Here is a 24,328-nt window from a genome sequence, read left to right on the forward strand (position 1 = left end):
GCTGATGGGCCGACGGCCTGAGAGGGGCGTCGGCAGGCGGTGGCTAGCATAAACCACTCGCCGGGCGGGCGACAGGGTGAGGCTGGGTGGCCTCGGGGAACGGCCTGTCGCCAGGCCGGGGCAGAAGTGCTCCGGCGTTGGCGCAGTGGCTTACTCGCAGATGTTCTAGCGGGTGTGCCCGACGGCTTATTCGAGCGTGAAACCGACCTTGACGGTGACCTGCCAGTGGGCGACGCGGCCGTCTTCGATGTGGCCGCGGGTCTCGACCACCTCGAACCAGCGCATGCCGTGTAGGCTCTGGCTGGCACGCTCGATGGCCTGGTTCACTGCATCCTCGATGCTCTCGGTGGATGAACCGGTCAGTTCGATATGCTTGTAGACGTGGGACATGGGTCACTCCTTTGCCGTGGAAGCGGCCCCGGCCAGCGCCGGGGCTCTGTCGCCAGTATAGGCATCAAGCGAGGCTCGCCCGCAAGCCGCAGGGCTGGTCGGCTTGCGGTTCTGCCCCCGTCCCTTGCCTTGCCGGGTCCTGTTTCTGGCGGAGTCTATTCCTGACGTGCCTATTCCTGACGTGCCTATTCCTGACGTGCCTATTCCTGACGTGTCTATTCCTGACGTGCCTAGGCCTGACGGGTCAGCCGGGCATAGAAGAAGCCGTCGTGGCCGTGCTCGCGCGGCAACAGCTGGCGCCCGGCGCCCGCCGCACGTCCCCAGGGCAGGTCCGCTGGCGTGTCGACCACGGCATCCGGCGTGCGCTCAAGGAAGGCGGCGATCTGCTCGGCATTCTCCTCGGGCAGCACCGAACAAGTGGCGTACACCAGGGTGCCGCCGGGGGCCAGGGTCTGCCACAGATTGTCGAGCAGCCTCGCCTGCAGGGCCGCCAGCTGGCCGATATCCTCGGGCCGGCGCAGCCGCTTGATGTCGGGGTGACGGCGGATCACGCCGCTGCCGGAGCAGGGCGCATCGAGCAGAATGGCATCATAGGGGATGCCGTCCCACCAGTCCTGCTCGCTGGCATCGGCGGCGCTGACCTGTGCCGTGAGGCCTAGGCGCTCCAGGGTGGCATCGACCCGGTGCAGGCGCTCGGCGCTGCTGTCCAGGGCGCGAAGCGAGATATCGAAGGCTTCGAGCAGGTGAGCGGTCTTGCCGCCGGGCGCACAGCAGGCGTCCAGTACGCGGGCACCGGGACGCGGCGCCAGGGCCGGGCCGAGCAGCTCCACGGCGAGCTGGGCGGCCTCGTCCTGGACGCTCACCTCGCCCTCTGTGAAGCCTGGCAGGGCGCTGACGTCGCAGGGAGCGTCGAGGGTCAGGCCATCCGGGGCGTGCTGGCAGGGCCGCGCTTCGATATCGGTCTCGCGCAAGCGCTCCAGGTAGGTTTCCTGACTGGAACGGCGCCGGTTGACCCGCAGCGTCATCGGCCCCGGCTGGTTGTTGGCGATGGCGATCTCGCGCCAGTCGTCTGGCCATGCCTGACGCAACGCCTTGAGCCACCACACCGGATGCAGCAGGGCGACCGCCGGGTCACGATCAACCTTGGCCTGCATCTCGCTTGCCTCGCGCTGTAGCCGGCGCAGGCAGCCGTTGAGCACGCGGGTCGCCCAGGCCTTGTTGAGCAGGCGGGCGGCGCCGGCGGTCTCGCCTACTGCGGCGTGGGCCGGAATGCGCAGGTAGAGAAGCTGATAGATGCCCACCAGCAGCAGCGCCTGGATATCGGTGTCGCGAGCCTTGAAGGGACTCCTCAGCAACACGCCGGCCAGCGCTTCGAGGCGCGGCAGGGTCCGGCAGACGCCGTAGCAGATCTCGCGCAACAGCGCCCGGTCGCGGGGCGCCACGCGGCTGTCGTCGAGGCCGGAAAGTGACCCCTTGGCATTGAGGATCGGCACCAGCGCGCGGGCCGCTTCGGCACGCAGCCCCTGGCCGCCCTGGCCGTCGGTGGACGCCTGATGCTGGCTCTTGCCCTTGCCGGGTCGGCGCTTGGCATTGTTGGGCTTGCCACCGCTGGGCTTTGAATGGTCGGACTTGGAATGGTCGGACTTGGCGTCCTGACGGCGGTTATCCTTGGCCTGACTCATGAAGAGGTCTCCTGGTTGGTGTCGCCAAGGTGAATGCCCGGCGCGAAGCGCTCGCCGCGAGCATTGAGCAGATCACGGGCCGCCAGCGGCTTGCCGCCGGGTAACTGGGCGCGGGTGATCCGCAGCACCTCGTCGCCGCCCGCACCGCAGGCCACGCGCAGGGCATCGCCAGCGGCGGGTAGCAGCGTGCCGGGGGCGACGGTAGGGTCATTGGCTTCCGCGCGACCGGGTTCGGCCAGCCACAGCCGCAGCGGCTCGCCGGCGAGCCGTGTCCAGGCCACCGGCCAGGGGTTGAAGGCGCGCACCTTGGCGGCCAGGGCCTCGCTCGGGGCGGTGAAATCGAGCTCACCTTCGGCCTTGGAGAGCTTGGCGGCGTAGGTCACGCCGTCCTCGGGCTGCGGGGTGGCGGTCAGGCCGGGGCCGGCGAGGGCGTTTAGTGCCGCCACGATCGCCTCGCCGCCGAGTGCTGCCAGGCGGTCATGCAGATCGCCGCCGGTGGTGGTGACATCCAGCGGCGTGCGCCGTTCGAGCAGCATGGCGCCGGTATCCAGCCCGGCATCCATCTGCATGATGGTTACGCCGCTTTCCGTATCGCCGGCCTCGAGAGCGCGCTGGATCGGTGCGGCACCGCGCCAACGCGGCAGCAGCGAGGCATGCACGTTCAGGCAGCCCATCGGCGGTATGTCGAGCACCGCCTGGGGCAGCAGCAGCCCGTAGGCCACCACCACCATGATGTCGGCGTCGATGGCGGCGAGCTCGGCCTGGGCGTCGGCGTCCTTGAGCGAGACGGGCTGATGGACCGGCAGGCCGTGCTCCAGTGCCCGCGCCTTGACGGGGCTCGGGGTCAGCTTGCGGCCGCGCCCGGCGGGGCGGTCGGGCTGGGTATAGACGGCCACCACTTGATGGTCGCTGTCGAGCAGAGCATCGAGGCTGGCCGCGGCGAAGTCGGGGGTGCCGGCGAAGATCACGCGCAGGGGTCGGGTCATGAAAGGCCTTGCTGGGTCAAAACGATCAGGGTGGGCGACAGCATAGCGTAACGCCGCCGACAACGACGAAGGCCGGCCGCGTCAGCGTGACGGGGCCGGCCTTCGGCAGGCCAGAATCTGACCTGACTCTGGAAGGGCTGGCGCTCAGGCGGGCTGCATCTGACGATGGCGCTTCTGCATTTTCTTCATCACCCGGTCACGCTTGAGCGGTGACAGGTAATCGACGAACAGCCGTCCTTCCAGGTGGTCGTACTCGTGCTGAATGCAGTGGGCCAGCAGGCCGTCGGCTTCGAGCTCGTAGGCGCTGCCGTCACGATCCAGTGCCTTGAGGTGAACGCGCAGGGCACGCGGCACTTCGGCGTAGTACTCGGGGATCGACAGGCAACCTTCCTGCATCGGCTCGCGCTCATCGCCGATCGGCGTGTACTCGGGGTTGATCAGCACCAGGGGCTCGTTACGGTTCTCGCTGACGTCCATCACGATGACGCGACGATGCACATCGACCTGGCTTGCCGCCAGACCAATGCCTTGGGCGTCATACATGGTCTCCAGCATGTCGTCGACCAGCTGACGAACGTCGTCGTCGACGGTGTCGACCGCCACCGCATGAGTGCGCAGGCGCTCGTCCGGGAACTCGAGGATGGGTAACTTGGCCATGACGTTGAAATCACCGTAGGTAAAATTCTGAGATATTACTCGTATTGTAGTGGCCGGGCTCGGCGAACGGAACCGCTATCCATATTATGGTCACGATAGGACGCGACTATTCCATGCAGGATTCCAGGTGCGTATTCCATGTACGTATCCAAGGTACGATGACGAGCCTAAGTGGGGCGTCGAGTCTCGGTAAGATGACGAGGCCAGGTAAGGTGTCAGTCTAGGTAAGGTGTCAGTCTAAGGACGATGGCGAGACGGCGAAGCCGTTGTCCCTGCCCGGCGAGCGTGGCCGAGGCGCAGCGCCAAGGATACACTGATGGCGCCAACGACTTCTAACGTGATGCCCGGCCGCGCGCCGAGGATGAGGGAGCACGAAATGACGCAAACACGGCGGCGGTCCAGACGTATCCTGACGGAACTGGGCAATGCCATTGGTATGGGGCGAGGCCATGACCAACACCAGAAGCCGCATGCCGCCGTCAGGTGGTCAGGGGCCGTGGCGGTGCTGGTTATTGGCCTGCTCGCCGCGGGCCTGGTGCATGCTCAGGAAAGGATGCTGCGCGATGACGCGCCCCAGCGCTACACCGTGGTTCGCGGCGATACCCTCTGGGACATTTCCGGGCGCTTTCTGAATCATCCCTGGCAGTGGCCGCAGGTCTGGCAGGTCAATCCGCAGATCGACAACCCGCACCTGATCTATCCGGGTGACGTGATCGTCATTCGAGACTGTGATGGTCGACCCTGCCTGGGGCTCGAACGCGGCCAGAACGTGGTCAAGCTGTCGCCCGAAGTGAAGCGCATCCCTCGCCGTCAGGCCATCCCGCCGCTTCCTCTTGAGGTGGTCGAGAACTTCCTGACGAGGCATCGTATCGTCGATGCCTCGTTCAACCTGGCCGAGCAACCTTATGTGGTAGCCAGCGGCGACAAGCGGCTGATCAGCGGTGCCGGCGATAGCGTTTTTGTGCGCGGGGAGCTTAAGCGCGATGGCCGCTACGGCATCTACCGGCCCGGTGAGGTCTACCGCGACGGCCAGGGCGCGTTCCTCGGTCAGGAGCTGATCAGCATCGGCGAGGGCCGCCTGTCCAGTCGCGAGGGTGAACTCAGCAAGCTTGCGCTGCTCACTTCCCGCCAGGAGGTGCGCGACGGTGATCTGGTGATGCCGCTGGAGCAGCTCGAACTGACCGGCGAGTTTCAGCCTCGCCCGCCTGAACAAGCGGTCGAGGGTCGCATCCTCGCCGTGCCGGGCGGCGTTCGTTTCATCGGCCGGCTGCACGTCGTGGCGCTGGATGCCGGCACCCGCGACGGCGTCAAGCCAGGCCATGTGCTGGCCATCGAACAGCAGGGCGAGCTGGTCAGCGACCCCCGAACCGAAGAGCCGGTGCGCCTGCCGGGCGTCGATGCCGGTCTGGTGATGGTCTTTCGCAGCTACGACCGGGTCAGCTACGGCCTGGTCATGCAAGCCAACCGCACCCTTGAGGTCGGTGATCGCGTGCACACCCCCGATTCGATGGACCTGTATTCATTGAGGTGAGACAGACACTTTTAGAGTTAGCTGACATCATCTCAATCATTAGCGGACGCTATCTAAATAAAGAGGACGGCGTGATGACGGCCAAGGACTGGCTGGTACTATCGCTGCTGCCGGGGCTCGGGCCGCGGCGCATTCAGACCCTGCGCGAACGCGCGCCGGAATGTCTCGAGAGCTGGCCCGAGGGCTGGCTGGCGCTGCTGCCGCGACCCGCCGCCACGGCGCTCAGGCTGTGGCTCGACCATCCCGATCGCAGCCCCCTGGCGCCAGCCGTGGACGCCCTCGATGGCTGGCTTGCCGCCTCTGTTCATCACGCCCTTCTGCATCCTGGCCACTCGTGTTGGCCTGCACTGCTCGATGAACTGCCCGATCCACCCGCCGTGCTGTGGGCCTGCGGCGACCTCGCCGCCCTGACGCCACCAGCACTGGCCATTGTCGGTTCCCGACGGCCCACTCGCGATGGGCTTGAGAGCGCCGCCGCCTTTGGTCGCGACCTGGCGGGCCAGGGCTATGCCACCGTCAGCGGCATGGCACTGGGTATCGACGGTGCCGCCCAGCGTGCGGCCCTGGATGCCGGCGGCGCGAGCGTGGCGGTGTTGGGCTGCGGGGTCGATGTGGTCTATCCGCCGCGCCATGAGGCGCTGCATCGCCGCCTGCAGGGCGAGGGCGGGCTGCTGCTCTCGGAGCACCCGCCAGGCACTCGGGCTCGTCCGGCCTTCTTTCCCCGCCGCAACCGCATCGTCACCGGGCTGTCGCTCGGGGTGCTGGTGGTCGAGGCCGCCGAGAAGAGTGGCTCGCTGGTCAGCGCCCGGCTTGCCATGGAGCAGAACCGCGAGGTATTTGCCCTGCCGGGCTCGATCCACAATCCCCAGGCCAGGGGCTGTCTGGGGCTGATTCGCCAGGGGGCGACCCTGGTAACCGGCATCGAGGATATCCTCGAGGAGTTGCCGCCCTGGGCCGGGGCAGCGGCTATCGGTTCGATTGATGCGCCTGCCCGCACACGCCAGGTGACGCATGTCCCTGCGGCGAGCGATGCCGGCCCCCAAGATCCGCTGCTCGAGTTGCTGAGCGAGCGCCCCACGCCGCTGGATGTTCTGGTCGAGCTCACCGGTCAGGATGTCGGACACTGTCAGCGGCGGCTGCTCGAGCTTGAAATCGAGGGGCTGGCCACCCAGGCGGTAGGCGGCTGGGTCCGCCTGTCCGGGCGTCTTCTGTAACAGCTCAGCGGCCCCTCGGGCGGGGCGCACATGATAGACTTTGCGTCAGTTGCTCCCGATGCCCAGATGTTTTCGACGCCCAGTTCTTTCGATACATAGGATCGCCGATGACCGACACTCCCGCCCTCGACGCCGCGCTTAAGGCCGCAGTGGATGCCCTAGACGCCGGTGGCGTGATTGCCTACCCGACCGAAGCGGTCTGGGGCCTTGGCTGTGACCCCGACAATGAGCGGGCGTTGACGGCGCTGCTGCGCCTCAAGGAGCGCGATCCTGCCAAGGGGCTGATCCTGATCGCGGGCCACATCGCGCAGCTTGCACCCTGGCTCGACGGGCTGCCCGCCGAGCAGCATGCGCCGCTGGTGGCGAGCTGGCCCGGCCCCAACACCTGGCTGGTGCCGGACAATGGCCGCTCGCATCCCCTGCTGCGCGGCGCCCACCAGAGCGTGGCGCTGAGGGTCAGCGATCATCCGCTGGTGGCCAGGCTCTGCGAGGCCTATGGCGGCCCGATCGTGTCGACCTCTGCCAACCGGACCGGCGAGCCGCCGGCGCTGACGGCCTCGGCCGTGCGCGATTCCCTCGGTAACGGCGTTGCGGCGGTGCTCGATGGGCCGCTAGGCGATCATCCCAAGCCGAGCACCATCCGTGACCTGGTCAGCGGCCGCGTGCTGCGAGACTGAAAACCGGGCGGCGACGCTTGAGGTTTGATCGCCGCCTCGGTGACCCCTATTCCCACTTTGAAGCTGTGACTGGAGGCCATGTGGCACACGCCCATCTCGATGCCGTCAAGACCTACCTGCTCGACCTGCAGGACCGCCTGTGCGCGGCACTGGCCGCCGAGGACGGCGGCGCCGATTTTCGTGAAGACGCCTGGGACCGCCCCTCCGGTGGCGGTGGACGTTCGCGGGTAATCGAGAACGGCGCCGTCTTCGAGAAGGGCGGCGTCAACTTCTCCCATGTATATGGCGCCGAACTGCCTGCCTCGGCCAGCGCGGCGCGCCCCGAGCTCGCCGGTCGCAGCTTCCACGCGGTCGGCGTGTCGTGGGTGCTGCACCCGACCAACCCTCATGTGCCGACTAGTCACGGTAACGTGCGCTTCTTCATCGCCGAGAAAGAAGGCGAGGCCCCGGTCTGGTGGTTCGGCGGCGGCTACGACCTGACGCCCTTCTATCCGGTGTTCGAGGATGTGGTGCACTGGCATCGGGTGGCCAGGGACGCCTGCGCGCCCTTCGGTGAGGGCGTATATACCCGCTACAAGACCTGGTGCGATGAGTATTTCTACTTGAAGCACCGCGATGAGACCCGCGGAGTGGGCGGGCTCTTCTTCGATGATCTCAACGAGGGGGGCTTCGATGATTGCTTCGCCTTCCAGCGAGCGGTGGGCGACAGCTTTCTCGACGCCTACCTGCCGATCGTCAAGCGCCGTCGCGACGACGACTATGGCGAGCGGGAGCGCAACTTCCAGCTCTACCGGCGCGGGCGCTACGTGGAGTTCAATCTGGTCTGGGACCGCGGCACCCTGTTCGGTCTGCAAAGCGGCGGTCGCACCGAATCGATCCTGATGTCGATGCCGCCGGCGGCCCACTGGCACTATGGCTGGACGCCTGAATCGGGCAGCCCTGAAGAAGTGCTCTACCAGGATTACCTGCGGCCCCGGGACTGGCTTGCCGAAGCTGAGGAAGCCGCGAGCGCCGAGGAGGGCGAGGCATGAGCGATCGCTACTGCGTGTTCGGCCACCCAATCGGCCATTCCAAGTCGCCGCAGATCCACTCGGCTTTCGCCGCCCAGAGCAGCGATACCATGACGTACACCGCCATCGAAGCGCCCCGGGACGACTTCGCCGGCGCCTGGCGCGACTTCGTGGCGGCGGGCGGTCGTGGTGCCAACGTCACCGTACCCTTCAAGGAAGAGGCCTTTCGCCTCTGCGAGGTACTGAGCCCCCGTGCCCGACGAGCCGGGGCAGTGAACACCCTGGTACTCGGCAAGGATGGGCGCACCTTTGGCGACACTACCGACGGGATTGGCCTGGTGCGGGACCTTCAGCACCACGGCGTCACGCTTGCCGGCGCCCGGGTGCTGGTGCTGGGCGCCGGCGGCGCGGTGCGAGGGGTGATCGAGCCGCTGCTGGCTGAAGGGCCCGCCGAGGTGATGATCGCCAACCGCACCGCCGAGAAGGCGAGTGGCCTGGCCACGGACTTTGCCGCGCTGAATGACGGCCAGACCCGCCTGCATGGCGGTGGCTTCGACGCCGTGACGGGGCCCTTCGATGTGGTGATCAATGGCACCAGCGCGAGCCTTGGCGGCGACCTGCCGCCGCTACCTGACGATCTGTTCGCCCCCGGCGCCACCGCCTACGACATGATGTACGGCGCCAAGCCCACGGTCTTCCTGGCCTGGGCATCCGAGCGCGGCGCCCGCGGCGTGGATGGCCTGGGAATGCTCGTCGAGCAGGCCGCCGAGTCTTTCTATCAGTGGCGTAACCGCCGTCCCGATACGGCGCCGGTGCGCGAGATGCTGCGCCAGGCACTTACCGCCAACGGCTAGGGCTTTTCTTCAACCCCTCTCTTCAGCTCCTCTTTTCAAACCCAAGCCTCGGGGCTAAGCATCAGACCCTAGCGTTGGCCCCAGCACATCAAGCAAAAGTCCACCAAGCAAAAGCCCGCCGGTCATCAGACCGGCGGGCTTTTGCTTGGGCAGGCGAAAGGCCGCTTAGGCAGGGCGAATTAAATAGGGCCACTCAGAGAGCGCAACGCTCGCCTCAGCGGTGCTTGAAGTAGCGCCTTCAGCGTTTCTTGATATACAGCCCCGCCATGGTCATGCCCAGTCCCAGCACCGACAGCGCGAGGCCGCCATTCACCAGCCAGGGCGCACGGACGAGCCAGGGTACGAAGGGCTGAGGCGTGTCGCGACAGACCCCGTCAAGATAGTCCCAATGGCCGCCGTCGAGCATACAGCCGCGCACGTCGCCGAGTTCCAGAAAGTAGATCCCAAGCAGCACTACGATCGGCAGAATCAGCAGGGCCATGCCTGCGCGAATCAGGTGCCGGCGGGTCATCTAGGAACGGCTACAGTTGGGCGTCTTGCCTGACTGGCGCGCCTGCTGGTAGCGAGGCAGGGCCTCGTTCATGCTGGCCTCGAGGCCGCTGATACGCTGATTGTTGCTGGGGTGCGTGGACATCCACACCGGTGGCTGGCCGCCGCCCGCCTGGCTCATCTTCTCCCACAGGGTCACGCTGGCGCGGGGGTCGAAGCCGGCATCGGCCATCAGCTGAATGCCCAGCGTATCCGCCTCGCTTTCGTGGCTGCGAGAGAAGGGCAGCATGATGCCGTATTGAGCCCCAGCGCCGAGAGCGCCCATTATGGCGTCGCCCTGGGGCCCTTGGATGCCGGCGGCGCTCTGGATCACCGACAGGCCGAGCTGGGTGGCCTGCTGGGTCGACACGCGTTCGTTGGCATGGCGTGCCAGGACGTGGGAGACCTCGTGGCCGATCACCGCGGCCAGCTGGTCCTGGTTGCTGGCGATCTCGAGCAGGCCGGTGTTGACGCCGATATAGCCGCCGGGCAAGGCGAAGGCGTTGGCCGAGGGATCATCGAAGACCTTGACCTGCCAGCTGGGCGCCAGGTTCGAAGACGGCAGTTCGGCGACGATGGCATTCGACACGCACTGCACATAGTTCAGGGTGGCGCCGCCCACCGTCGGCAGCTCCTGCTGGTACTGCTCGAAGGTTTGCGCGCCCATCTGGTTGAGCTGCTGGTCGGACACCAGCGTCAGCTGTTGCCGCCCGGTGGGTGAACTCGAGCAGGCCGCCAGGGCCAGACTCAGGGCGCCCACGGCCATTCCTTGTATCCAACGCATTGTCACATCCTCCTTGGGCCGGCAGCGAAAGGTTCGCTGGACGGCATATCACAGTTTGCCACAAGATACTCCGATCGCCAGTGCGGTAAAACCGCGACGTCTGCAACCAAGGAGATACTGCATGGATGACGCCCTGGCCCGGCGCCTGCTGGAAATGATGGAACGGGTGGAGCCATGGCTGCCGCCTGTCTCGGTCGAGATCGACTGGCAACATGACATCGCCGCCCTATGGCAGCGTCATGCCCTGGGTGGGCAGTTGATGCCGGTTCCGCCCCGAGACGCGCTTGGCCTGGATGACCTGCTGGGCATCGAGCGACAGAAGCGCGCGCTGATCGACAATACCCGCGCCTTCCTGCGCGGCTACCCCGCCAACCATGCCCTGCTGTGGGGCGCCCGAGGCAGTGGCAAGTCATCGCTGGTTCGGGCCCTGCTCAATGGCCTGGCCCCTGAAGGGCTACGCCTGGTGCAGGTGGACCGGCACGATCTGGCGGGTCTGCCGAGCCTGGTGGCTCTGCTGCGCAACGAGCCGCATCGTTTCGTGGTGTATTGCGACGATCTGTCTTTCGAGGGCCACGACGATGCCTACAAGGCCCTGAAGAGCGTGCTCGACGGCGCTATCACCGGCCCACCCGAGAATGTGCTGCTCTACGCCACCTCTAACCGTCGCCATCTGCTGCCGGAATCCATGAGCGACAATCAGGCAACCCGCGTGGTGGACGATGAGCTGCATCATGGCGATGCCGTCGAGGAGAAAATCTCGCTGTCGGACCGTTTCGGCCTCTGGCTGGCCTTCCATCCCTTCAGCCAGGACGCCTACCTGGAGACCTGCCAGCACTGGGTCGCCCATCTCGGCGCCGCCGAGGACTGGTCGCCCGATGCCCGCGCCGAGGCCGTGCGCTTCGCCACCCTGCGCGGCGGACGCAGCGGGCGCATCGCCTGGCAGTTCGCCTGCCAGTGGATCGGTAGCCGGCGTCTGCAGGCAGAAGCCTGAACCTGGCTGAAAGCCCTGGGTCGAGTGCTGCTGCACAACCGGTCTTTACAAGCCCTATTCACAAGCGCTATTCACACGTCGTCTTTAAAAACACAGCCCCCGCCGGAGCGAGTCCGACGGGGGCTTGTGATGCGCCAGGTGCTTCTGAAGGCTCTCGTGAGCCAGCCTAGCGGCGGTTCTTGCGGGCTTCCTTGGTCCGGCCCAGCTCGCGCTTCTTGGCCTTCTCGCGGTCGCCGGCGCCGGCCATGCTGTCATACGGGTTCTTGCCGGAGCGGAACTCGAAGCGGATCGGCGTGCCGCGCACCTTGAGTACCTTGCGGAAGGTGTTGGTCAGGAAGCGTTTGTAGGCTTCCGGCAGCGCTTCGGTCTGGTTGCCGTGCACGACGATGATCGGCGGGTTGCTGCCGCCCTGGTGCGCCATGCGCAGCTTGATGCGGCGGCCATGGACCAGCGGCGGCTGATGCTCGGTGACCGCATCCTGCAGGATGTTGGTCAGGCGGTTGGTCGACCAGTGGCTGTTGGCAGAGGCAAAGGCGCGGTCGATGGACGGATAGAGATCGCCCACCGCGGTGCCGTGCAGCGCCGAAATGAAGTGCATCTCGGCGTAGTCGGCGAAGCCCAGGCGGCGCTTGATGGCGGCGCGCATCTTGTCCTTGGCTTCGGCCTCCAGGCCGTCCCACTTGTTGACTGCCAGCACCAGGGCACGCCCAGAACTCAGCACATAGTCGAGCAGGTGCAGGTCCTGCTCGACCAGGCCTGAGCGCGCGTCCAGCACCATGATCGCGACATGGCACTCCTTGATGGCGTCCAGCGTCTTGATGATCGAGAACTTCTCGGCGATTTCCGTGACGTTCTTGCGCCGACGAACCCCGGCAGTGTCGACCAGCACATAGGGCTTGCCGCGGCGCTCGAAGGGGATCTCAATGGCGTCGCGGGTGGTGCCCGCCTCGTCGAAGACCACCACCCGGTCTTCGCCGAGCAGGCGATTGACCAGGGTCGACTTGCCGACGTTGGGCCGGCCGATCACGCCGATGCGAATCCCGTTGCTCAGGTCCGGCGGCGCGGCGTTGGCTTCACGCTCGGGGAAGGGCTCGAGCACTTCCTCGATCAGCGAGGTGACGTTGCGGCCGTGGGCCGCGGCGATCGGGCGCGGGTCGCCGATGCCCAGTCCCCAGAAGTCACCGGACGCGGTGTCTTCGTCCAGGCCGTCGGTCTTGTTGACGACTAGCCAGGTCTTCTTCTGGTTGACGCGCAGGTGGTTGGCGATGGCCTCGTCGGCGACGTTCAGGCCGGCGCGACCGTCGACCATGAACAGCACGATGTCGGCCTCGTCGATGGCCAGTAGCGACTGTTCGGCCATGGCGGCGTCGATGCCTTGCTCGTCGCCACTGATGCCGCCGGTATCGATCACCGTGTAGGTCTTGTCGCCGAGTGCCCCGTTGCCGTACTTGCGGTCACGGGTGAGGCCCGGGAAGTCGGCCACCAGGGCGTCCCGCGAACGGGTCAGGCGGTTGAAGAGCGTGGACTTGCCGACATTGGGTCGGCCGACCAGGGCGATGACAGGATTCATGGTAGTTCGCGGATCTCCAGCGCCTCTAGGCGCCCGTCGTTGGCCAGCGCATGAATGCGCCGACCGTCAGTGAGGGGGCGCAGGCTGATGCCCGAGCTATCGATGTGCTCGCGACCGGCCAGGCGGCCGTCGGTGGCATCGAGCAGGTGCAAATAGCCTTCGAAATCGCCGAGCACCAGCTTGCCGTCGGCAAAGGCCGGGGCAGTCAGCTGGCGACCTTCGAGGGCGTTGCTGCGCCATTTGATTTGGCCGGACAGGGCGTCCAGCGCCAGCACATGGCTGGCGTCGTCGATGACGTAGAGGGTCTCGCCGACCAGCAGCGGTGACAGGTAGCTCGAGATGTCGCGCTCCCACAGGGTCTCGCCGCTCTGGGCTTCCATGGCCACCAGGCGGCCGTGGTAGCTGGTCAGGTAGAGGCGGCCATCGCGGGTCAGCAGCGGCTCGCCGTCGAGGTCGATCAGGCGATCCACTTCGCTGCGGCCCTTGGGCACGGCGATGCGCTGCTCCCAGAGGGCCTGGCCGCTGCGGTTGTCGATGGTGGCGATGCGGCCGTTGGCGAAGCCGGCGAAGGTCACCGGCTCGATGACCCTCGGCGTGCCGGTGCCGCGCAGGGTCAAGGCGGGGGCACTGGTGGTATAGACCCACTGCTCGGCGCCGCTGTCGCGCTCAAGCGCAGTGACGCTGCCATCGACGCTCTGTACAACGAGCAGCCGCTGGTTGGGCTGGGGGGCGGCCAGCACTTCGCTGGGCACGCGAGAGCGCCACAGCACCTTGCCGTCGGCCTGGTCGATGGCCAGCACTTCGCCGTTGCGGGTGCCCAGATAGAGCCGCTCGGCCACGGCGGTCAGGCCGCTGGAGACGGGATTGTCGAGCTCGACCGTCCAGCGCCGTTCGCCGTTCTCGGCGTCGATCGCCATCAGTTCGCCTTCGGCATCGGCGGCGAACAGGGTGTCGCCGTCCAGGGACGGGCTGATTGGATAGCGCGCCTCGCCAAGGCCGTCGCCGACCTGCACGGACCAGAGGCCGTCCAGCGTCACACTCTCGGTGAAGCTGGTGAGTTCCTTGGGCGGCGTCTCGGGTTCGACCTGACCGGCACAGCCGGCGAGTAGGCTAAGTGATGCCAACGCGATCACCAGAGTCGATTTCATAGCGTGGCTTCCTCTGCACCGAGGTTGTCGAGCTTGAGCTGTGTGCCGAACAGCGGCTGACCGCTGGCTTCGGCGGTGGCCAGGGCTTCGCGATAGGCCTCGCGGGCATTTTCCCGGTTGCCGAGCGACAGCTGGGCGTCGCCACGCAGTTCCATGCGCTGGGCGCCGAGGGCTTCACTAGTGATGGCGTCCAGGGTGGCAAGCGCGGTGTCGGCCTCGTCGTCGGCCAGTTGCAGACGGGCCAGGCGCAGCCGCGCCAGGTCCTTGAGATAGCCGCGATCGGTCGACTCGATCAGCCTGGACAGGGCATCACGGGCGCCGGTCAGATCACCGTCGGCCACCGCCAGACGTGCCTCGATCAGTGTGGCCAGGTCGGCGTAGAGGCTGCCGCCGTGTTCGTCGTTGAGCGCGGTCACCTGCTCGCGGGCCTGGGTCAGGGCAGCGTCTTCAAGCGTTGGCTGGCTGGCCAGAGTCAGCAGCTGCTGGTAGCGCATGGAGGCGGCCTCGGCCTGATTGGCCTGATAGCCCTCCCAGGCCTTCCAGCCGAAGATCCCGGCGGCGGCGATCACCACGCCGGCGATCAGCGAGGTGCCGTTTTCTTTCCACCAGCGCTTGATGGCCTCTAGCTGTTCTTCTTCGGTGTTCAGCTCCGCCACGGGCGGTCTCCTTGCGTCAGTGACCCCCGCAACGGCAGCCGGTGCGGGGGTGGGCATCATGGATGTTAGGCGTGGCCCAGCGGCCGGTCGACCAGTGCCGGCAGGACCTCGGCGAGGGTCTCGCGGGACAGGCGCTGCTGCTCCCGGTCCTCGCGCATGAATTTGACGGTCACGGCATTTTCGGCGAGTTCATCCTCGCCGATCAACAGCGCGAGTCGGGCGCCGCTCTTGTCGGCCTTCTTGATCTGGCTCTTGAAGCTGCCGCCGCCGCAGTGCACCTGGGCACGCAGTTCGGGCAGTGCGCCGCGCAGCGTCTCGCCCAGCAGCAGGGCGCTGCGGGTGGCCGCTGCGTCCATGCCGAGCAGGTAGACATCCAGCGGCGGGCGGGCCTCATCGGGCACCAGTTCGAGGGTCTCGAGCAGCAGGATCAGCCGCTCGACGCCCATGGCAAAGCCGACCGCCGGGGTCGGCTTGCCGCCCAGCTGTTCGACCAGGCCATCGTAGCGGCCGCCGGCACAGACGGTGCCCTGGCTGCCAAGCGCGGTGGTGGTCCACTCGAAGACGGTACGCGAATAGTAGTCGAGGCCGCGCACCAGGCGCGGGTTGATCACATAATCGATGCCGGCGGCATCGAGGATCGCGGTCAGCTCTTCGAAGTGCGTGCGGGATTCCTCGTCGAGGTGATCCATCAGCTTGGGCGCGCCTTCGATGACATCAACCATCGCCGGGTTCTTGGAATCCAGGATGCGCATCGGGTTGCTTGAGAGGCGACGTTGGGAGTCCTCGTCGAGGACCTCCAGGTGCTTCTCGAAGTAGGCCACCAGCAGGTCGCGGTAGGCGGCGCGGGCATCAATGGAGCCCAGCGAGTTCAGTTCCAGGGTGACGTGCTTGTCGAGGCCGAGCTGCTTCCACAACCGCGCCGACAGCAGGATGACCTCGGCGTCGATGTCCGGGCCTTCTAGGCCATAGGTCTCGATGCCGACCTGGTGGAACTGCCGATAGCGGCCCTTCTGGGGACGCTCGTGGCGGAACATCGGGCCCTGGTACCACAGTCGCTGCGTCTGGTTGTGCAAAAGGCCCTGTTCCATGGCCGCGCGCACGCAGCTCGCCGTGCCCTCGGGACGCAGGGTCAGGCTGTCGCCGTTACGGTCCTCGAAGGTGTACATCTCCTTCTCGACGATGTCGGTGACTTCACCGATCGAGCGCTTAAACAGCGCGGTCTGCTCGACCACCGGAGTGCGGATCTCGTCATAGCCGTAGCGGCCCATCAGGGCGCGGACCTGGCCCTCGAAGTACTGCCACAGGGGCGACTGGTCCGGCAGCAGGTCGTTCATGCCGCGGATGGCCTGGATTTTTTTCTTGCTTACTTCGGGCTTGCTCACTGCTTGCTCCTTGAGGGGGGCGTCGGGCTCAGGCGTCCCGGGCGATGACGTCCTGCTCGGCCTGTTCCTTGAGGCGGACCCGTTCGCGGATCAGCGCTTCAAGGTCGTCGACCAGATGGTCGTTGCGCAGCTTGCTGGCCGGCTTGCCGTCGAGGTAGACGAGGTTGGCCGGGGAGCCGCCGGTCAGGCCGACATCGGTTTCCTTGGCTTCCCCGGGACCGTTGACCACGCAGCCGATCACCGAGACATCCAGCGGCGTCATGACGTCCTCGAGGCGCTCCTCGAGGGCATTCATGGTGCCGATGACGTCGAAGTTCTGACGTGAGCAGCTGGGGCAGGCGATGAAGTTGATGCCCTTGGCGCGGAGCTTGAGGCTCTTGAGCATGTCGAAGCCGACCTTGATCTCCTCGACCGGATCGGCGGCCAGCGACACCCGGATGGTGTCGCCGATGCCGTCCATCAACAGCATGCCGAGACCGATCGACGACTTCACCGTACCCGAGCGCAGACCGCCGGCCTCGGTGATACCCAGGTGCAGCGGCTGCTCGATGCGCGTGGCGAGGTCGCGGTAGGCGGCCACCGCCATGAACACATCCGAGGCCTTGACGCTGACCTTGTATTCCTGGAAATCGAGGCGGTCGAGGTGATCGATGTGGCGCATCGCCGATTCGACCAGGGCCGCCGGCGTGGGTTCGCCGTATTTCTTCTGCAGGTCCTTCTCCAGCGAGCCTGCGTTGACGCCGATGCGGATCGGGATGCCGTTGTCGCGGGCGGCGCTGACCACCGCCTGGACGCGGTCCTCTCGGCCGATGTTGCCGGGGTTGATGCGCAGGCAGTCGACGCCGAGCTCGGCGACGCGCAGGGCGATCCGGTAGTCGAAGTGGATATCCGCGACCAGCGGGACGTTTACCTCGCGCTTGATGCGGCCGAAGGCCTCGGCGGCATCCATGTCCGGCACGCTGACGCGCACGATGTCGGCGCCGGCGGCCTCGAGCTGTCGGATCTGACCGACGGTGGCGGCCACGTCCAGGGTGTCGGTGTTGGTCATGCTCTGCACCGAGATCGGCGCATCGCCGCCCACGGGCACGTTGCCGACATGAATCTGGCGTGAGCGGCGTCTAACGATGGGAGACTGCGCGTGCATGCGGAATCATTCTCCTAGGCTGAAGCGGGCGACGTTGTTGTTGCCGGCGTACTCGCCAAGGTCGACGGCCTCGCCCTGGTAACGCAGCTCTACACCGCTGGCGTTGCCGATGGTCAGGCGGAAGGGCGGCACGCCTTCGGCACGGGCGCTGCTGCCGGCCGACTGCAGGCCAACGAAGATGCGGTCGTCGTTGGCATCGAAGATCTCGGTCCAGGATTGCTCGTTGAAGCTCAGCTCCAGCACGTCGGGGCCCGCGGCATCAGAGGTGTTACTCGCTTCTGTCGAGTCAGACCCGGTGGCGACGTTTTCGGACGTGCTCGAGGCGGACTCGGCTTGCTGGGCGTTGGCAGCAGTCGCCTGGGCGCCAGTATCGGTGCCCGACGATTGGCCGGCACCTGTGGCGCTCGCACCATCGGTCAGGCCCATGTCGCTGTCCTCGGCGGGCAGCGGTGGCATTTCCTCGTCGATGGCAGTTTCGACGGCGGTGTCGCCATTGGCCGAGTTCGCGGCGGTCGCATCCGCGCTGTTTGCGTCGACGCCAGCTGGTTCCTCGGTCACGGGAGTGCCGTCCAAGGTATCCACGGCCACCGGCTCGTTGTCGCCAAGCCCCGGCAGACCGCTGCTTTCGCGGCTCTGCCACCACAGTAGTGTCAGGCCGGCGAGGCCGAGAATCACGACCAGGGTGACCAGCTTGACCAGCCAGGCGCCAATCCGCGAGGGCGGCTTGGCGACCTTGACTGGCGTCACACGGCGCTCGGTTTCAGTAGGGCCGTTGACGTCACGATAGGCATCCAGCACACCCTTCTCATCGATGCCCAGCAGGCGGGCATAGGCGCGCAGATAGCCGCGGCGATAGGCAGCCACTGGCACCTGCGCGTAGTCGTCTTTTTCCAGGCCGTAGACCACGGCGGGACGCAAGTTCAGGGATGTGGCGACCTCTTCCACGGAAAGCCCCTGGTTTTCGCGTTCGCTGCGTAGCATGTCACCGGGGGATGCCTGGCGGGCCATATCGACGGTGTCGTTGTCGTGCATGTCGCTCATGACTGAGCATCCTTGATCAAAAATCGGTTGTCAGGGCGTGCCACGGGACCCATCCGGTGAACCTGAGGACGCGAGCTGGCGGGCATAAAAGTCGGCCTGCTCGGTGTCGCCCCTGGCGAGAGCGATGTCGCGCGCCAGCGCCAGGTTCTCCGGGGTGATGCCTGCCAGGCGCATGTGCGCCTGGATATTGTCCCAGGCACGGGCTTGATGCCCCTGCGCGTAGTCAAGCTGTGCCAGCAGTAGATAACTTCGGGTCATGCGCGGGTCGATGACCTTGGCACGCTCCAAGGCCTCCCGTGCCTGTACCGGATTCCCAAGTTCGCGCTGGCACTGGCCCAGATTGGCAAAAAGCTGGGCGCGATTGGCGTATTGTGTGTCTTCGCTGGCAAGGGCCAGCTGATCGCAGGCTTCGCGGGTTCGTCCCTGAGCATACAGGAAGGCGGCGAAGTTGTTGCGTGCCCGGGTCAAATCGGGAGCGGCGTCCAGCGCGCGCCGAAAGTATTCACTAGCCAGGGTAGCCTCGCCCTGGCGCTGGAAAATCATCGCCATGGCCTGCAGCGCTTCAGGGTCGTTGGGATCGGCCTTGAGTGCATTGTTGAGAGCACGGGTGGCGCGCGGCAGGTTGTTGCGCTCGAGATAAGCCGTGCCGAGGCGGGTGTAGGCCTCGGCAGAGTCTTCCTGATCACGCTGCTGCGACGCAGGAGCGGCGCAGCCGCCGAGCCACACCATGCAGAGCAGGGTGGTGATCAGGGCGCCTCGTCCGGCAAAAGCCGGTCGACGATGACGACGGGTCATGGACATCTCTTGCGGCATGATGGAAGCGTTCCGGGTAACAGTCGGTCACGGCATATGAGGTGTTGCCGTGACCGATAAGGCTTGCCCATCAAAGCGTTCTGCCTGGTTGAAGTCAAGCGCACCCCGGGCCGTCAGTCGGCGTCGAGCTGGATCGACTGGATATAGCGTTCGTGGCGCTTGGTGCGGTCCTTGACCCGACCGACCAGCTGGCCGCAGGCCGCATCGATGTCATCGCCACGGGTGCTGCGCACCGGGGCGGTGTACCCCAGCTCGTAGAGCCACTGCTGGAAGCGCATCGTCTGGTTACGCGACGGCTTCTCGTAGCCCGAGTGCGGGAAGGGGTTGAACGGAATCAGGTTGATCTTGCACGGCAACTCCTCGAGAAGGGCGGCGAGCTGCTCGGCATGCTCCTGCTGGTCGTTGACGTCCTTGATCAGCGTATATTCGATGGTAATGATGCGGGTGTCGTCGCACTTGGCCAGGTAACGCTTGCAGGCATCGATCAGAGAGCGAATGTTGTACTTGCGGTTGAGCGGTACCAGTTCGCTGCGCAACTCGTCGGTGGCGGCGTGCAGCGAGATGGCCAGGCTCACGTCGATATCGTCGCCAAGCTGGTCGATTTTCGGCACCACGCCGGAGGTCGACAGGGTGACGCGACGCTTGGAGAGGCCGTAGCCGTTGTCGTCGAGCATCAGCTTCATGGCCGGCACGACGGCATCATAGTTCATCAGCGGCTCGCCCATGCCCATCATCACCACGTTGGTGACCGGGCGGTTGGCGGTGTCGCGGCGCGGCCCTACGCTGCGCTGGGCGACCCACACCTGGCCGATGATCTCGGCGGCGGTGAGGTTGCGCTGGAAGCCCTGCTTGCCGGTGGAGCAGAAGCTGCAATCCAGCGAGCAGCCGACTTGCGAGGACACGCACAGGGTCCGGCGCTTGCCGTTCTCGGCCGGGATCAGCACGGTTTCCACGTAGCTGCCATCCTCGACCTCGAGTACCCACTTGCGGGTCCCGTCGCTGGAGGTGCCTTCATAGACCACGCCGGGGCCGCGGATCTCGGCCACCTCGGCCAGGCGTTCGCGCAGGGCCTTGGAGAGATTGGTCATGGCGGCAAAGTCGTCACAGCCTTCCTGATGAATCCACTTCATCAGCTGGGCAGCGCGGAACTTCTTCTCGCCGATGGACAGGAAGAAGGATTCCATCTGCTCTCGGGACATGCCGAGCAGATTGGTGCGGGACGGGGTGTCGGTCGTGGCAGTCATGGTCGGCATCGCGGGGTCGGTGGGCGGTACGCGGGAGGCCGGGCCTCCCGCGTGGAGACGCTATCAGCCGCGCGGGCAGATCTCGTCGGCGCCGAAGAAGTAGGCCACTTCACGCTCGGCAGACTCAACGGAGTCGGAGCCGTGGGCGGCGTTGGCATCGATAGATTCAGCGAAGTCAGCGCGGATGGTACCGGCTTCGGCTTCTTTCGGGTTGGTGGCACCCATCAGGTCACGGTTGACGGCGATAGCGTTCTCGCCTTCCAGCACCTGAACCATCACCGGACCGGAGGTCATGAAGCCGGTCAGTGCGCCGAAGAAGGGGCGTTCCTTGTGCTCGGCGTAGAAGCCTTCGGCCTTTTCCTGGGAGAGGTGGATCATCTTGGCCGCGACGATCTTGAGGCCGGCCTTTTCGAAGCGAGTGTAGATCTCGCCGATCACGTTCTTGGAAACGGCATCGGGCTTGATGATGGACAGCGTGCGTTCGGTAGCCATGGGACAGGTCTCCGTAGGGGGTTGGAAGCGTCAGGAACTTCATAGGACGGCGCGCCGCCCGAAGCGAGACACAAGAGGTGCATGCCACGGGCGGCGCGTCGAAAATCGTGGATCCGCCGCGCTCGGCGGCTGATGAGGCGCGGATTATAACGCCGGAAGTCCGCGGGGGACAATCTTTGACCAACACACCAGGCCGACCACCGCGCTTGTGGTCGCGATGGTCGCGATGGTCGCGAGACCCGAAGGGAGTCGCTGTCGTCGTTCAGGCAGACTCGATGGTGACTCGTGGTTCAGACGGTGAAGCTTTCGCCGCAGCCGCACTGATCCTTGACGTTGGGGTTGTTGAAGCGGAAAAAGCGGTTGAGGCCTTCCGAGACATAGTCGACTTCGCTGCCATCGAGCATGTCCAGCGCTTCGGGCGCGACATACACGGCCACGCCGTGCTCCTCGAAGGTGACGTCGTCGCCGCCGGTCTCATCGGCGAAGTCCAGCACGTAGCTGTAGCCGGAGCAGCCGCTCGGCTTGACCGAAACGCGCAGGCCGAGGCCGTGGCCGCGCTCGTCGAGCACCTGACGGATTTGGCTGGCGGCGGCGGGAGTGATCGATAGATGGGCCATGGTGCGAGCCTCCTAGAAGGTGTCGGGTACGTGGGAGCGCATGAGCATGCAAAGGGTGCGCAAAGAGGGAGCGCGATAAAAGTGTCAGCGAGCTGCCCCAGAGTATAAGTGATGCGAGAGTGTAAGTGATGCGGTCAGCGACGCAGCGCCGGCACGGCATGCCGGAGTTCGGCGATGGCGGTGTCGATGTCGGCCTCGGTGGTGAAGCGGCCGACGCTGAAGCGCAGCGAGGCCAGGGCCTGCGCCCGGGGCACGCCGATGCCCTTCAGTACATAGGACGGCTCGACGCTTGCCGAGTTGCAGGCCGACCCGGTGGAAATCGCCAGGCCGCGCAGCGCCATCAGCAGCGACTCGCCGTCCAGGCCGCTGAAGGCCAGGTTGATGATGTGCGGCACCGACACCCGGGTGTCGGTGTTGCGGTGCAGGCCCTCGAGCCCCTCGAGGCCATCCAGGAAGCGCTGCTGAAGGGCACTGGCGTGGGCGCGATCAGCGTCGCCTTCGCTGGCCGCCTGGGCAAAGGCCTCGCCCATGCCGACGATCTGATGAGTCGGCAGGGTGCCCGAACGCATGCCGCGCTCGTGGCCGCCGCCGTGGATCAGCGCCTCGATTCGCAGGTCCGGGTCGCGCTTCACATAGAGTGCGCCGATGCCCTTGGGGCCATAGGCCTTGTGGGCCGACAGCGACAGCAGATCGATGCCCATGGCGGTGACGTCGAGCGGCAGCTTGCCCGGCGCCTGGGCAGCATCGACGTGGAAGGTCGCGCCGCGAGCATGCACGACCTCTGACAGGGCCGTGAGGTCATTGATGGTGCCGAGCTCATTGTTGACCGCCATCAGCGAGACCAGCGCGGTGTCGTCGCGCATGGCGTCGGCGAGCTGGTCAGGCGTGATGCGGCCGTCGGCGCCGGGCTTAAGCCAGGTCACCTCGAACCCTTCCGCCTCGAGGGCCTTGGCGGTGTCGACGACCGCCTTGTGTTCGATGATCGAGGTCACCAGATGGCGGCCCCGGGCGCGATTGGCGCGCATGAAGCCGGTCAGGGCCAGGTTATCGGCCTCGGTGGCGCCGCTGGTCCAGACGATCTCTCGGGGATCGGCGCCGATCAGGTCGGCGACCTGGCGGCGTGCGCCCTCGACCGCCTGTTCGGCCAGCCAGCCGGCGATATGGCTGCGCGACGCCGGGTTGGCGTAGGTGCCATCCATGGTCAGGTGACGCGCCATCACCTCGGCGACTCGCGGGTCGACGGGCGTGGTGGCAGCATAATCGAGATAGACGGGAGCGCTCATGGTGATCCGGTTGACAGTGAGGTAACGGAGTCAGGGCGCCGTCGGCGACGACACGGCGATGGTGTCCTCGTCGGCGCGCAGCCGCTGGCGCTTGGCGATATTCTTGACCTCGTGGCGGTTGACTAGCTCGCCGAGGCTGATGCCGTCGAGAAAGCCGTGGATCTCCTTCGAGAGATCGCACCACAGGTGGTGGGTCAGGCAGGTGTCGCCCTGCTGGCAGTCGGACAACCCCTGGCAGCGGGTGGCGTCCACCGACTCGTTGACCGCATCGATGACCCGTGCGACCGAAATATCCACCGGGTCACCAGCCAACAGATAGCCGCCCCCGGGACCGCGCACGCTCTTGACCAGGCCGGCGCGACGCAGACGCGAGAACAGCTGCTCAAGATAGGACAGCGAGATCTCCTGGCGCTTGGAAATGTCGGCCAGGCTGGTGGGCGTGGCGGCGCCATTCATCGCCAGATCGAGCATCGCGGTGACGGCGTAACGTCCTTTGGTGGTCAAGCGCATAGCAGAGTCGCACGCAGAGGGTCGAGGACCGACCCGCACGCGGCGGGCCGAAGGATGATCGCTAGACGACCATTATGAGAATCCCGAGTATCGCGGTCAACAATTAGGCCCGGGGCGCTCAAGAGGCTTAATTCGGCGCTAAAGGCTTAATTCGGAGCTAAAGGCTCAGGCGCTTCCGCCGCTTTGCTTGCGGGGCGCTTCCTGGGCGGCAGTGGCGGGGCCCTTGCCCTGGTCGTCGTCAAGCGGCGGGCAGCAGCTGTCGACATCGGCGAGCACGCCCTCGAAATCCTCGTCGCGCAGCTCCGGCAGTTGGCCTGCTCGATAGCTGTGGTCGAGCCGGCGCAGGGTCTCGCACATCAGCTCGATGCGGCCATCGACAGCATGCATGTGGTCAAGCATCGCCTGCATCGAGCGCGCTACCGGGTCGGGCATGTCCTGGCTGACGCCGTAGGCATCGAAACCGAACTTCTGGCGCATCGCCTCGCGGCGGGCCGGGTCGATGTCGAGGACTTCCTCGCTGTCAGGCTCTTCGCGCTTGACGATCTTGCCGGGAATGCCGACCACGGTAGCGCCGCTCGGCACTGCCTTGGTGATCACCGCATTGGAGCCGATCTTGGCCCCCGCCCCCACCGTGAAGGGACCGAGAATCTTGGCGCCGGCGCCGACGATCACGCCGTTCTCCAGGGTCGGGTGACGCTTGCCCTTATGCCAGCTGGTGCCGCCCAGGGTTACGCCCTGGTAGAGGGTCACGTCGTCGCCGACCTCGGTGGTCTCACCGATCACCACGCCCATGCCATGGTCGATGAAGAAGCGCCGGCCGATGGTAGCCCCGGGGTGGATTTCGATGCCGGTCAGCACGCGGAACAGCTGCGACAGGGTGCGTGCCAGCCACTTGCAGTTCTTCTGCCACAGCCAGTGGCTCAGACGATGCGCCAGCAGGGCATGCAGGCCCGGGTAGTTGGTCAGCACTTCCAGGAAGTTGCGCGCCGCCGGGTCTCGGGCGAACACGCTGTTAATATCTTCTCGCAGACGACGAAACATGCGGCAAATCCTTATGGAAGAAAGTCGGCACGCAGCAGAACCGAGCGGACTCTGATTATTGGGGCGCCGGTTGTCCGCTGCAA

Annotated in this window: 25 protein-coding genes; 6 read left to right on the plus strand and 19 right to left on the minus strand. The window is 66.1% G+C overall.

Annotation, left to right across the window (positions count from 1 at the left end; all coding sequences use genetic code 11):
- Positions 1-186: 186 nt before the first annotated feature.
- From Q2K57_RS10075 to def, 4 genes are all read right to left on the minus strand, one after another.
- Positions 187-390 carry a dodecin gene (locus tag Q2K57_RS10075; protein WP_304524974.1) on the minus strand — a complete coding sequence of 68 codons (204 nt, stop codon included), beginning with the start codon at positions 388-390 and terminating at the stop codon, positions 187-189.
- A 230-nt stretch (positions 391-620) separates the two neighbouring features.
- Positions 621-2,072 carry a 16S rRNA (cytosine(967)-C(5))-methyltransferase RsmB gene (rsmB, locus tag Q2K57_RS10080; RefSeq protein WP_112055099.1) on the minus strand — a complete coding sequence of 484 codons (1,452 nt, stop codon included), beginning with the start codon at positions 2,070-2,072 and terminating at the stop codon, positions 621-623.
- Positions 2,069-3,058, minus strand: a complete 990-nt coding sequence (gene fmt, locus Q2K57_RS10085; RefSeq protein WP_112055100.1) for a methionyl-tRNA formyltransferase — start codon at positions 3,056-3,058, stop codon at positions 2,069-2,071. Before fmt ends, rsmB begins: the two co-directional genes overlap by 4 nt.
- Positions 3,059-3,202: 144 nt before the next feature.
- Entirely contained in the window at positions 3,203-3,715 is a 513-nt protein-coding gene (gene def / locus Q2K57_RS10090; protein WP_112055101.1) for a peptide deformylase, read from the minus strand.
- A 376-nt stretch (positions 3,716-4,091) separates the two neighbouring features.
- On the opposite strand from def, the gene Q2K57_RS10095 reads away from it, so the two are divergent.
- From Q2K57_RS10095 to aroE, 5 genes are all read left to right on the plus strand, one after another.
- Complete coding sequence (locus Q2K57_RS10095) at positions 4,092-5,246, plus strand: LysM peptidoglycan-binding domain-containing protein (protein ID WP_258396313.1); 1,155 nt, start codon at positions 4,092-4,094, stop codon at positions 5,244-5,246.
- A 74-nt stretch (positions 5,247-5,320) separates the two neighbouring features.
- Positions 5,321-6,460 (plus strand): DNA-processing protein DprA, encoded by a 1,140-nt coding sequence (gene dprA, locus Q2K57_RS10100; protein WP_112055102.1) that lies wholly within the window; start codon positions 5,321-5,323, stop codon positions 6,458-6,460.
- A 107-nt stretch (positions 6,461-6,567) separates the two neighbouring features.
- On the plus strand, positions 6,568-7,137 hold the full coding sequence (locus Q2K57_RS10105) for an L-threonylcarbamoyladenylate synthase (RefSeq protein ID WP_112055103.1): 570 nt from the start codon (positions 6,568-6,570) through the stop codon (positions 7,135-7,137).
- 80 nt (positions 7,138-7,217) lie between these two features.
- On the plus strand, positions 7,218-8,168 hold the full coding sequence (gene hemF / locus Q2K57_RS10110) for an oxygen-dependent coproporphyrinogen oxidase (protein WP_112055104.1): 951 nt from the start codon (positions 7,218-7,220) through the stop codon (positions 8,166-8,168).
- Positions 8,165-9,001 carry a shikimate dehydrogenase gene (aroE, locus tag Q2K57_RS10115; RefSeq protein ID WP_112055105.1) on the plus strand — a complete coding sequence of 279 codons (837 nt, stop codon included), beginning with the start codon at positions 8,165-8,167 and terminating at the stop codon, positions 8,999-9,001. The genes hemF and aroE overlap by 4 nt, the downstream gene beginning before the upstream one ends.
- Before the next feature lie 238 nt (positions 9,002-9,239).
- Here aroE and Q2K57_RS10120 read toward each other — a convergent pair whose 3' ends face one another.
- Together Q2K57_RS10120 and Q2K57_RS10125 are read right to left on the minus strand one after the other, a co-directional pair.
- Positions 9,240-9,512 (minus strand): hypothetical protein, encoded by a 273-nt coding sequence (locus Q2K57_RS10120; protein ID WP_309251224.1) that lies wholly within the window; start codon positions 9,510-9,512, stop codon positions 9,240-9,242.
- The gene (locus Q2K57_RS10125) at positions 9,513-10,313 is read right to left on the minus strand and encodes a M48 family metallopeptidase (RefSeq protein WP_112055106.1); all 801 of its coding nucleotides are present in this window, start codon (positions 10,311-10,313) and stop codon (positions 9,513-9,515) included.
- A 121-nt stretch (positions 10,314-10,434) separates the two neighbouring features.
- Here Q2K57_RS10125 and Q2K57_RS10130 point away from each other — a divergent pair, with 121 nt between their 5' ends.
- Positions 10,435-11,304 (plus strand): ATP-binding protein, encoded by an 870-nt coding sequence (locus Q2K57_RS10130; protein ID WP_112055107.1) that lies wholly within the window; start codon positions 10,435-10,437, stop codon positions 11,302-11,304.
- Between the two features lie 166 nt (positions 11,305-11,470).
- Here Q2K57_RS10130 and der read toward each other — a convergent pair whose 3' ends face one another.
- From der to cysE, 13 genes are all read right to left on the minus strand, one after another.
- Positions 11,471-12,874, minus strand: coding sequence for a ribosome biogenesis GTPase Der (gene der / locus Q2K57_RS10135; protein ID WP_112055108.1), 1,404 nt, complete (start codon positions 12,872-12,874; stop codon positions 11,471-11,473).
- The gene (bamB, locus tag Q2K57_RS10140) at positions 12,871-14,022 is read right to left on the minus strand and encodes an outer membrane protein assembly factor BamB (protein WP_304524975.1); all 1,152 of its coding nucleotides are present in this window, start codon (positions 14,020-14,022) and stop codon (positions 12,871-12,873) included. Before bamB ends, der begins: the two co-directional genes overlap by 4 nt.
- Positions 14,019-14,678: a tetratricopeptide repeat protein gene (locus Q2K57_RS10145; RefSeq protein WP_112055110.1), complete on the minus strand. Its 660-nt coding sequence runs from the start codon at positions 14,676-14,678 to the stop codon at positions 14,019-14,021. The genes bamB and Q2K57_RS10145 overlap by 4 nt, the downstream gene beginning before the upstream one ends.
- 65 nt (positions 14,679-14,743) lie before the next feature.
- On the minus strand, positions 14,744-16,012 hold the full coding sequence (hisS, locus tag Q2K57_RS10150) for a histidine--tRNA ligase (RefSeq protein ID WP_220086267.1): 1,269 nt from the start codon (positions 16,010-16,012) through the stop codon (positions 14,744-14,746).
- 76 nt (positions 16,013-16,088) lie between these two features.
- Positions 16,089-17,204, minus strand: coding sequence for a flavodoxin-dependent (E)-4-hydroxy-3-methylbut-2-enyl-diphosphate synthase (ispG, locus tag Q2K57_RS10155; RefSeq protein ID WP_112055112.1), 1,116 nt, complete (start codon positions 17,202-17,204; stop codon positions 16,089-16,091).
- Between the two features lie 6 nt (positions 17,205-17,210).
- Positions 17,211-18,245 carry a RodZ domain-containing protein gene (locus tag Q2K57_RS10160; protein ID WP_112055113.1) on the minus strand — a complete coding sequence of 345 codons (1,035 nt, stop codon included), beginning with the start codon at positions 18,243-18,245 and terminating at the stop codon, positions 17,211-17,213.
- A gap of 30 nt (positions 18,246-18,275) precedes the next feature.
- Positions 18,276-19,040, minus strand: a complete 765-nt coding sequence (gene pilW, locus Q2K57_RS10165) for a type IV pilus biogenesis/stability protein PilW (protein ID WP_112055114.1) — start codon at positions 19,038-19,040, stop codon at positions 18,276-18,278.
- Positions 19,041-19,171: 131 nt separating this feature from the next.
- Positions 19,172-20,302, minus strand: a complete 1,131-nt coding sequence (rlmN, locus tag Q2K57_RS10170) for a 23S rRNA (adenine(2503)-C(2))-methyltransferase RlmN (protein WP_112055192.1) — start codon at positions 20,300-20,302, stop codon at positions 19,172-19,174.
- A 63-nt stretch (positions 20,303-20,365) separates the two neighbouring features.
- Positions 20,366-20,794, minus strand: coding sequence for a nucleoside-diphosphate kinase (gene ndk, locus Q2K57_RS10175; protein WP_112055115.1), 429 nt, complete (start codon positions 20,792-20,794; stop codon positions 20,366-20,368).
- Between the two features lie 290 nt (positions 20,795-21,084).
- Positions 21,085-21,411 (minus strand): iron-sulfur cluster assembly accessory protein, encoded by a 327-nt coding sequence (locus tag Q2K57_RS10180; RefSeq protein WP_092525818.1) that lies wholly within the window; start codon positions 21,409-21,411, stop codon positions 21,085-21,087.
- A 134-nt stretch (positions 21,412-21,545) separates the two neighbouring features.
- Positions 21,546-22,694, minus strand: a complete 1,149-nt coding sequence (locus Q2K57_RS10185; protein ID WP_112055116.1) for an aminotransferase class V-fold PLP-dependent enzyme — start codon at positions 22,692-22,694, stop codon at positions 21,546-21,548.
- Between the two features lie 30 nt (positions 22,695-22,724).
- On the minus strand, positions 22,725-23,204 hold the full coding sequence (gene iscR, locus Q2K57_RS10190; protein WP_112055117.1) for a Fe-S cluster assembly transcriptional regulator IscR: 480 nt from the start codon (positions 23,202-23,204) through the stop codon (positions 22,725-22,727).
- 165 nt (positions 23,205-23,369) lie between these two features.
- Positions 23,370-24,245 carry a serine O-acetyltransferase gene (cysE, locus tag Q2K57_RS10195; RefSeq protein ID WP_112055118.1) on the minus strand — a complete coding sequence of 292 codons (876 nt, stop codon included), beginning with the start codon at positions 24,243-24,245 and terminating at the stop codon, positions 23,370-23,372.
- Between the last annotated feature and the right edge of the window lie 83 nt (positions 24,246-24,328).

The organism is Halomonas sp. I5-271120 (assembly GCF_030553075.1).
Lineage (GTDB): Bacteria > Pseudomonadota > Gammaproteobacteria > Pseudomonadales > Halomonadaceae > Onishia > Onishia taeanensis_A.

Coding starts and splice junctions, on each gene's coding strand:
- Q2K57_RS10120 (WP_309251224.1), bottom strand. CDS start 9,512: ATGACCCGCCGGCACCTGATTCGCGCAGGCATGGCCCTGCTGATTCTG.
- Q2K57_RS10130 (WP_112055107.1), top strand. CDS start 10,435: ATGGATGACGCCCTGGCCCGGCGCCTGCTGGAAATGATGGAACGGGTG.
- Q2K57_RS10125 (WP_112055106.1), bottom strand. CDS start 10,313: ATGCGTTGGATACAAGGAATGGCCGTGGGCGCCCTGAGTCTGGCCCTG.
- fmt (WP_112055100.1), bottom strand. CDS start 3,058: ATGACCCGACCCCTGCGCGTGATCTTCGCCGGCACCCCCGACTTCGCC.
- rsmB (WP_112055099.1), bottom strand. CDS start 2,072: ATGAGTCAGGCCAAGGATAACCGCCGTCAGGACGCCAAGTCCGACCAT.
- hisS (WP_220086267.1), bottom strand. CDS start 16,012: ATGAACGACCTGCTGCCGGACCAGTCGCCCCTGTGGCAGTACTTCGAG.
- iscR (WP_112055117.1), bottom strand. CDS start 23,204: ATGCGCTTGACCACCAAAGGACGTTACGCCGTCACCGCGATGCTCGAT.
- Q2K57_RS10160 (WP_112055113.1), bottom strand. CDS start 18,245: ATGAGCGACATGCACGACAACGACACCGTCGATATGGCCCGCCAGGCA.
- Q2K57_RS10095 (WP_258396313.1), top strand. CDS start 4,092: ATGACGCAAACACGGCGGCGGTCCAGACGTATCCTGACGGAACTGGGC.
- ispG (WP_112055112.1), bottom strand. CDS start 17,204: ATGCACGCGCAGTCTCCCATCGTTAGACGCCGCTCACGCCAGATTCAT.
- bamB (WP_304524975.1), bottom strand. CDS start 14,022: ATGAAATCGACTCTGGTGATCGCGTTGGCATCACTTAGCCTACTCGCC.
- dprA (WP_112055102.1), top strand. CDS start 5,321: ATGACGGCCAAGGACTGGCTGGTACTATCGCTGCTGCCGGGGCTCGGG.
- def (WP_112055101.1), bottom strand. CDS start 3,715: ATGGCCAAGTTACCCATCCTCGAGTTCCCGGACGAGCGCCTGCGCACT.
- rlmN (WP_112055192.1), bottom strand. CDS start 20,302: ATGACTGCCACGACCGACACCCCGTCCCGCACCAATCTGCTCGGCATG.
- cysE (WP_112055118.1), bottom strand. CDS start 24,245: ATGTTTCGTCGTCTGCGAGAAGATATTAACAGCGTGTTCGCCCGAGAC.
- der (WP_112055108.1), bottom strand. CDS start 12,874: ATGAATCCTGTCATCGCCCTGGTCGGCCGACCCAATGTCGGCAAGTCC.
- ndk (WP_112055115.1), bottom strand. CDS start 20,794: ATGGCTACCGAACGCACGCTGTCCATCATCAAGCCCGATGCCGTTTCC.
- Q2K57_RS10180 (WP_092525818.1), bottom strand. CDS start 21,411: ATGGCCCATCTATCGATCACTCCCGCCGCCGCCAGCCAAATCCGTCAG.
- pilW (WP_112055114.1), bottom strand. CDS start 19,040: ATGACCCGTCGTCATCGTCGACCGGCTTTTGCCGGACGAGGCGCCCTG.
- Q2K57_RS10075 (WP_304524974.1), bottom strand. CDS start 390: ATGTCCCACGTCTACAAGCATATCGAACTGACCGGTTCATCCACCGAG.
- aroE (WP_112055105.1), top strand. CDS start 8,165: ATGAGCGATCGCTACTGCGTGTTCGGCCACCCAATCGGCCATTCCAAG.
- Q2K57_RS10105 (WP_112055103.1), top strand. CDS start 6,568: ATGACCGACACTCCCGCCCTCGACGCCGCGCTTAAGGCCGCAGTGGAT.
- Q2K57_RS10185 (WP_112055116.1), bottom strand. CDS start 22,694: ATGAGCGCTCCCGTCTATCTCGATTATGCTGCCACCACGCCCGTCGAC.